Raw genomic sequence first — 5,652 nt, forward strand, 5'->3', positions numbered from 1 at the left:
AATAATGAGCAATGATACATTGTTATGCGTTATTTTAGCAGGATTGATGATAGGAGCGGCAATTGGAATTGTAATACGTTGTGGTGCCAGTACTGGAGGAATGGATATTCCACCATTAATTTTAAATAAGAAATTAGGAATACCCGTATCAGTAAGTATGTATGGTTTTGATTTTATCATTTTACTAGGACAAATGGTGATTAGAGATTGGGAAATGGTATTTTATGGGATTTTATTAGTGTTGATTTATACTGTGGTCTTAGATAAAGTCTTAGTTATTGGTAAAGCCCAAATGCAAGTAAAGATTGTTAGTAGTAAATATAATGAAATCAATGAAACTATTATTAATGTTTTAGATCGGGGAACAACTTTAATTCATAGTGAAACTGGATTTAAGCATAATCCTTATCCTGTTGTTTTAACGGTTGTAAATAATCGAGAATTAACACAGTTGAATAATTATGTTTATAGTATTGATCCTGATGCGTTTATGATCATTAACAAGGTTAACGAAGTTAGAGGTAAAGGATTCTCAAGTGCTAAAAAACATGAAGTCAAGTAAACTATCTTAATTGATAGTTTTTTTTGTTTTAAAATTAAAAATATGACATATTTATACACTTTAAAATTGTAAAATGTAATAAAAATACATAAATCAATAAAAATACGTTTTAAATAATTGCTTATTATATGAAAAGAGGTATAATATGATTGTCATAATTTATGGAGGAATAGGAAAAATGGAAATAAGAAAAATAAAAATAGGAGGGTTTAGAAATATAAATAATTGTGAAATAGATATAAAGAAGATTACAGGATTGTTATCTATTAACAGTTATGGAAAATCAAACATTTTACGTGGAATTGAGTATGGAATAGATTTTATTACATCATCATCTAAAATTAGAGATAATATGATTGGTTGGAAAAGTGGTATACCTAAAAATATAAAGGTTAACACTAAGAATTTTTGTTTTGAATTAGAGTTATGTTACATAAATAATAATATTGAATATGATATTAAATATGGATTTTCATTTAAGTGGAGAATATCACGAGATATTAATGATGGAATTGATGAAGAATATTTATATGTAAGAAATAAAGAAAAAAGTTCAAAATATACACAATTTGTTAATAGAGAGAATAATATTTCAAAATATAAGAGTGTGGAAACTGGAAGATGTGATAAAATAATAAAAATTAATTATAATGAATTAGTTCTTGAAAAATTATCAGCCTATGATGATTTGTTTTATAAAGATATCTTAGATGAAATTAGAAAAATTGAAATATATGTTGATCGTCACTTTGATAGTAAAAATGCCTACGAATTTGATCCGATAGTATTAAAAAGTTCAGATGATTTAAAATTGGCGACTGTTGATAATATCCCAAGAACACTATATAAATTACGTGAATTATATCCTACTAAATATAATTATTTAATAGATATATACACACAATTGTTTCCTAAAGTAGAAAAAATCGAACCGCGTCGTTTTGAAATCAGCGGTCCTTCTAAACCGGTTAATTTGCCTGAAGAATATGAGTTATTAGAACATGCATATTTTTTATATTGTAAAGAGTATAACATGTTGGGGGAGATAAATTTTAGTCAGATGTCAGATGGAGCTAGACGCATATTGTTGTTATTAACAAATTTAATTTTAGCTCAGATTAACGATATTGCTTTATTTTGTGTTGAAGAACCAGAAAATTCCATTAATCCATCTTTGTTTAAAAAATATATCGAAGTGATTTATGATTTAAGTGAAAAAACAAGCGTAATTATCACTAGTCACTCGCCGTACTTGGTAGATTATTTAGCACCAGAAAATCTTTATATTGGCTGTAAAAATGAAAATGATATTGCTGTATTTAAAAAAATAAAAAAGCGAGCAATAAAAAGACTCTATAAAGAATGTTCAGAAATGGGAATGTCTTATGGTGAATATGTGTTTGATTTAATAAGCAATTTTGAAGAGTTGGATGAATATGTCGAATAAGAAAATTGCAATATTTGTAACCGAGGGCGAAACAGACAAGATATTTTATGAAAAATTATTAGGAGTTTTACGAAATAAAACGCCTAATAAGCGATTCTCTTTCCTTAAAATCAAAATAATATCAATAGATGGATTTGGCAAATTTGAAAGTAAACTAACAAGTAAATTTAAAAAGATTGTTAAAGAGAACAGAAAAATTGAAAAGAATATCGAATTTTATGTGTTTCTTTGTTATGATAACGATATTTTTATCGGAAGAAGGAATCCACCAATAAATCCTGCAGTAATTGAGAAAAACTTGCGGAAAGCAGGTGCAATTGAAATTTTTCATATTGTAGCTGATAAGTGTATTGAAGATTTTTTCTTAATAGATTTTGAGGGAATATGTAAATTTTTGAATTTAAAAGATGAAAGAAGGAATAGTTATAAAAGTTTAGCTGGATTGAAAAAATTATATAAAAAAGCGGGTAAGGCATATATTAAAGGTGCAAAAAGCGAAACGCTTTTAGATCATTTAGATTTTGAGTTAATAGAAAAAGAGCTTTGTGGAAAATTCAATGAGTTTTGTAAAATATCTGGAGTAGATTGCAAGGTAGTAAAGAAATAAATATTAGTTGATAAAAGAAATTTTAGTTTTGTTTTTCTATTTTTTAGAATTATATATTTTTAATGTGATTTAATGTATGTTTAAATATATTCACAATATTTCTATAGTCTTAAAAAATGCTATTTATATAGTTCAAAATTTCTTCTAAAATCCCATTTTCAATGATTGGGTAAAAAATTTTTAAATGTTAAAAAAACTATCTTAATTGATAGTTTTGGCATTCTACAATAACTAGGGGTTTACAACTTGTGGGGTGTAGAATAATTTGGGGTAAGCTGTTCCCCAAATTCTGTAAGGAACAGAAGTGTGAGGCTGTTATTAAGCCTTCACTTCTGTTTTTATATGGTTCTTAAATTTTAGCAATATGGTTTATAGCTTTAGATAGAAATTGCTTGAAAAAGGTATTAATTTCCTATCATTTTTCTCTAAGTTTTTAATCCTGATCATTTTGTTTTGCTTATGTTGTTCTTCTATGTCATGATCATTATTTTTATAACAATTGACATATTTATTCTTATTAATATAACTGCCCCATGTTCTGTAAATAATAAACTGGAGTTACCACAAGTTATTTTGTAGCGACTCCATACCCACTGTTATTTTAGATACTCATAGTTTTTTTATAAATTATAATAATTATGGTATAAATACAGTAATATTTTGTTATTTTGATAAATTGTGTGATTAATTTAATATTAAAATGAAATTTTTATGTTATTTTATTCTGTTAGTTTGTTTACATTTATTTTGACTACGGTATATAATAAAACCGATGGGAGGTGAATAAATGAAAAGAAAAATTTTAGCTTTAACACTAGCTTTTTTGATGTTTTTTTCAACTAATATATCCGTGATAAAAGCTGAAGAAAATGATGATTTATCAAAGTATTCATATACAGTTAGTGATGATCCAAATTTTGTGGATGGAACAATGTCAAATCCTGATGGTTATGAAGGTCCAGGAGTTGAAATTGATGGGGATAACGTTGATACAATTTATCAATCAAAAACTCGTGGTAGTGGTTATGATTTGACATGGACCACTAATGAAAGTGGCAAAAAAGTCATGCTTGATGGTGATGGTAAGGCTTTTGGTTATGGTGAATGTAAAAAGGTAATTGATGTTTCATCATATAATGGAACTATCGACTGGCAGGCAGTAAAAAATTCTGGAGTTGATGGTGCAATTTTAAGAATCACTTCATTTTCTGGTGGTTCAATGCATGAAGATGATATGTTTGCAACAAACTTAGCAGGATGTCGTAGCGTAAATATGCCATTTGGTGTTTATATGTATAGTTATGCTGATTGTGTTGAAGATGCTGCTAATGAAGCAAACTATGTTGTTGGTTTATTGAAAGAATACAATATCCAACCTTCTGAAATGGGCTATTCTGTTTATTATGACTTAGAAGAAAATAACAGTACTAAAAATTTAACTGTTGATCAAAATGCCAATAATGTGGAAAAATTTGTAAGCATTATTCAGGCCAGCGGTTATCCAGTTAATGTTTATAGTTATACTAGTTATTTAAATGAAAAATTAAATAGTAGTAGAATTCATAAATATGCTTCATGGATTGCTCAATATGGTAAGAAATTAACGTTTGTAAATAATTACTACACGGGTAATTATGGCTGGCAATATCGTTCTAACGGAAGTGTTAATGGTATTAATGGGGATGTTGATGTAAGTTGTTTCTCTAATTTTTATGGTTATGATACTGAAAATCATGTAAACGAAGAATTAGGTAGGGATACTACTACACCATATTTAGAATATCGAGCTAATTGTAAAAATGTAGGCTGGTTGCCATACTTTGTAGAACCAAATACTGCTGGAACTACTGGTAGAAGTTTTCCATTATACCAGCTACAAGTTAAAATCAATAACGCACCTAATTCTACTCATTTATCAGGAACAGTTAAAACAAGTAAAAGTACACTAGAATATGAAAATATTGAAAGTGATACAGTACTTGGAAATGCTGGAGTAGCAATGCAGCAAGTTAAGTTTGATTTGGACAATATTCCTGGATACCATTTAGAATATCGAGTACATAGTGCTGATATTGGATGGCAAGATTGGGTCAAAGAAGGAAACTATGCCGGAAAAGAAACTAAAGATATTCAGGCAATTGACTTTAGATTAGTAGCAGATGAAGCGGAAACTGTAAAATCACCACAAATATATTATCGTGGTCATATTGCTGATACAGGTTGGCTTGAATACGTACCAGAATCACAAATAGCTGGACAACCAGGTAGTGGAATCTTTTTACAAGCATTAAACATTGGTTTTGATAATGTAGATGAAGAATATACATTAAATGGTAGTGTTTATGTTGAAGGAACTGGCTGGAAAGATATTTCTTTAAAAGATGAAAGTGTCACATTTGGAACAACTGGACAGGCAAAAGCAATTAAAGGAATAAAATTAGACTTACAAGGATTATCAGGTTATTCAATCGAATATTCAGTCTATGAAAATGGTAAATGGCAAGATTGGGTAGGTAACAATCAAGCTGCTGGAAATGGTAATAATAACATTGAAGGTGTAAAATTACGATTGAAGTATGATAATACAGAAATCGAAAAAATTGAATTGAATAAGTCAAGTTTAACAATGGCTAAAGATAGCCAAGAAACTCTAATTGCGACAATAAGACCTGAAGATACGGTAATGGACAAAACAATTACTTGGAAAAGTAGCGATCCATCAATTGTAAGTGTTGATGAAAATGGAAAGATTACTGCTAATAAAGTTGGTTCAGCAACAATAACAGCAACAACTGTAAATGGTCTTTATGCAACTTGTGAAGTCAATGTTGAAATTCCAATTTCTAAAATAACTTTAGATAAAGAAAAAGTTACTTTGGAAAAAAATGAAACAACTGAATTAAAAGCTACAGTTTCACCTGATGATGCAACAATTGATAAAACTGTCAAATGGAGCAGTGAAGATGAAAAAGTAGCTAAAGTTGACCAAGACGGTAATGTAACAGCAGTTGATGCTGGAACTACTAATATTGTTGC

At 28.6% G+C, this 5,652-nt stretch carries 4 protein-coding genes; all 4 read left to right on the top strand.

From position 1 onward, the window contains the following. Nucleotides 1-562, top strand: a 562-nt coding sequence (locus J7M77_RS01195) for a YitT family protein (protein ID WP_296875171.1), incomplete at its 5' end; no start/stop codon positions are given. 178 nt (nt 563-740) lie between these two features. Continuing rightward, entirely contained in the window at nt 741-2,009 is a 1,269-nt protein-coding gene (locus tag J7M77_RS01200; protein ID WP_296875173.1) for an AAA family ATPase, read from the top strand. Next, nucleotides 1,999-2,616, top strand: coding sequence for a hypothetical protein (locus tag J7M77_RS01205; RefSeq protein ID WP_296875174.1), 618 nt, complete (start codon nt 1,999-2,001; stop codon nt 2,614-2,616). Before J7M77_RS01200 ends, J7M77_RS01205 begins: the two co-directional genes overlap by 11 nt. A gap of 787 nt (nt 2,617-3,403) precedes the next feature. After that, the coding region (locus tag J7M77_RS01210) for a GH25 family lysozyme (protein ID WP_296875175.1) at nt 3,404-5,652 on the top strand (2,249 nt) is incomplete at its 3' end.

Source organism: Thomasclavelia sp., from assembly GCF_017889095.1.
Lineage (GTDB): Bacteria > Bacillota_I > Bacilli_A > Erysipelotrichales > Coprobacillaceae > Thomasclavelia.